The following is a 2381-nucleotide window of genomic DNA, read 5'->3' on the forward strand; positions in this document are numbered from 1 at the left end:
CTCGTAGTATTCATGGATTTCTAAGTGGGATTTATGCTTCTTTATGTGCATACCAATTAACCCATCGAAATAAGCCAACAATTCAAATTATGAAATCATTGGCTTAAGCAGGATTCGGGTTAATATATACTTTTCTAAAAATTTGACTTTTTTATAGTTAAAATAATTTTTTACCAAAAATTTATTAAGATTGAATAATGGATGTATACATTGTACGAAGTTCATCATTACCACTACTAGTTTCAATCAATTTAAATCCATGTTTTTCATATAAAGCTATAAGCTTAGGTTGATTTTCACACTCAAGAATAATTACACGTCCTCCGATCAAGGCTTGAGCTTGGGCAATAACATTGTAAATTTCACTTAGAATGTTATCCAACTTAATTGGATTAGGTTTAATCATGCTATTTTTACCGATCTGACCAATCAAATAGACTTTTAACGTATCAGCAGTCTTACTCATGCCATTCAGTTTTTTGATGGCTGTTCCTGAAAGACTTTCTGTATTAATTATAATTTCTTTGAATGAAATTGAAAAATAAGCAAGTAAATCACCATTTCTCTCATCTAAAATTAGATAAGTACGAGAAATAGAAGATTTTTCAAATCTAATCCCTTTACCTTTATTTAGTAAAAAGCTTTCAACATCAGGATTTTGAGGGCAGGCAAAGTTATCATTCAAGAACTGGCAAACGCTATCTTCACCATGTTCTTGAATTAACGCTTCGAGTTGGACAATCGTTGTTTTAATAGCTTAATACCCTTTGCATTTTCTGCATTATAATCACGAGCAGAAACCTCAATTTTACGAGGATTTTCCAAGTCTTGAATTATAGCATGAATTGCTTTAGGGCTTTCAATTGTAAAGCTTTTATTGAACGAGACAGTAGCCATTACAAGGTACTCCTCTAGTTTTGGCACTTAATGAATATTCATTAAAGTTCACTAAACTTCACGAATATTCACTTACGTGCTCAATAGTAGATTCTTTCACCCCAAATGTAAACTTTTCTTTAATTTTATTAAATTAAAACAATGAAAAATAATAATTTAAATAATTTTAATCGTAGAGTGGATAGCTACCTATTTTGTAGACACCTTTCAGTTCATCTAGAGAATCATTAATTACTTCGTTTTAAATATCGATAAACAGCCTGTCGGCTAATACCAAATGCTTTTGCCAAATCAACTTTGGATGAATATCTTCCTTCATCCCAGGCTTGTCGCAGGGCTTGAGCCTGATCAGGATTCAATTTATGGACACGACCTTTATATTTGCCATGGGCTGCTGCAATTTTAATTCCTTCTTTTTGGCGTTCCAGAATAATTTCCCGCTCGAATTGAGCAAAAGCGCCCATGAGCTGCAACATCAAGTTATCCATTGGCGTAGCCTGAGCTGTGAAGGTAATGTTCTCTTTGACAAACTGGATGGCAACTCCTCTTTTGACAAGTTGATCTACTTCAGTGACTAAATCTTTTAGACTCCGGGCAAAACGATCCATGGAGTGAACAACAATCATGTCCCCTTCACGCACATAGCTCAACATTTCCTGAAATTTTGGGCGGGCAGTATTTTTTCCAGAAGCCTTATCGATAAAAACCCGGTCAACCTCAATTCCCTCAAGTTGACGTCCAATATTTTGGTCAACAGAGCATTGCGTGTTTGGCATCAAAAATATTTAGATAAACAAAATCCAGTTAAAGTACAGCAGCTTTCAGATCAAGAACGTATTAAACAACTCGAACGTGAAAATAAAGAACTGCAACGTGCTAACGAAATTCTACGTAAAGCAGCCGCTTTTTTCGCCCACGCGGAGCTCGACCGCCCACACAAATAATGGTGGATTTTATCCATAATAATAAAGACCTATATGGTGTTGAAGCGATTTGTAGGATTTTACCGATCGTAGCTTCGACCTATTATCGAAGTTTAGATCTCGCGGACAATCCAGAACATCGAGCGAAACGAGATCTACATGACTTGCATCATGCTAAACAAATTAAACGAATTTGGAAGGAAAGTTCAGGTCGGTACGGTGTTCGTAAAGTTTGGCAAAAGTTGAAACGTGAAGGCTATGTTGTTGCGCGCTGTACAGTTGCTCGATTGATGCAAAAGCTAGGTATACAAGGTGTTTGGCGTGGTAAGAATAAACAAACCACCCGTAGCCGAGATGATCAAAAACGAGCAGCCGACTTAGTGAAACGGGATTTTAGTGCAGATCAGCCTGACCAGCTATGGGTCGCAGACTTCAGTGTGCCGCAGCAAGCGGCGTAAGAGATGAGGGTATGGCCCCTCGCTATCGGCTTGCAGGAGCAGGTAGCAAACCACCATAAGCGGCTTGGATCAAAAGTCCCGGTCGTGAGCGTTATGGAAAAGG

3 protein-coding genes, 2 pseudogenes and 1 other annotated feature are annotated in these 2381 nt (G+C 37.5%); of the genes and pseudogenes, 2 read left to right on the forward strand and 3 right to left on the reverse strand.

The annotated features are described in order from the left end of the window. Positions 1–107 (forward strand): annotated as a pseudogene (locus tag FTU91_RS16125) (IS982 family transposase); the annotation flags it as partial. 77 nt (positions 108–184) lie between these two features. Here FTU91_RS16125 and FTU91_RS16130 read toward each other — a convergent pair. From FTU91_RS16130 to FTU91_RS16140, 3 genes are all read right to left on the reverse strand, one after another. Next, a complete protein-coding gene (locus FTU91_RS16130) occupies positions 185–685 on the reverse strand; it encodes an acetyltransferase (protein WP_180044636.1) in 501 nt (166 codons plus the stop codon). A gap of 35 nt (positions 686–720) precedes the next feature. Then, complete coding sequence (locus FTU91_RS16135; protein ID WP_180044637.1) at positions 721–897, reverse strand: hypothetical protein; 177 nt, start codon at positions 895–897, stop codon at positions 721–723. A 227-nt stretch (positions 898–1124) separates the two neighbouring features. After that, the gene (locus FTU91_RS16140; protein WP_180044638.1) at positions 1125–1673 is read right to left on the reverse strand and encodes a recombinase family protein; all 549 of its coding nucleotides are present in this window, start codon (positions 1671–1673) and stop codon (positions 1125–1127) included. Between FTU91_RS16140 and FTU91_RS16145 the strand changes: the two are divergent. Further along, a pseudogene (locus FTU91_RS16145) lies at positions 1659–2257 on the forward strand (IS3 family transposase); the annotation flags it as partial. The gene FTU91_RS16140 and the pseudogene FTU91_RS16145 sit on opposite strands and share 15 nt — an antisense overlap. Further along, positions 1799–1915: a sequence feature (AL1L pseudoknot), on the forward strand. Its footprint overlaps the pseudogene before it by 117 nt. Positions 2258–2381: the final 124 nt, after the last annotated feature.

It is taken from the genome of Acinetobacter sp. YH12201, from assembly GCF_013418145.1.
GTDB lineage: Bacteria > Pseudomonadota > Gammaproteobacteria > Pseudomonadales > Moraxellaceae > Acinetobacter.

What these genes read in the sequence shown, in the direction of transcription:
- FTU91_RS16135 (WP_180044637.1), bottom strand. Translation starts at nt 897, where the DNA reads ATGGCTACTGTCTCGTTCAATAAAAGCTTTACAATTGAAAGCCCTAAA.
- FTU91_RS16140 (WP_180044638.1), bottom strand. Translation starts at nt 1,673, where the DNA reads ATGCCAAACACGCAATGCTCTGTTGACCAAAATATTGGACGTCAACTT.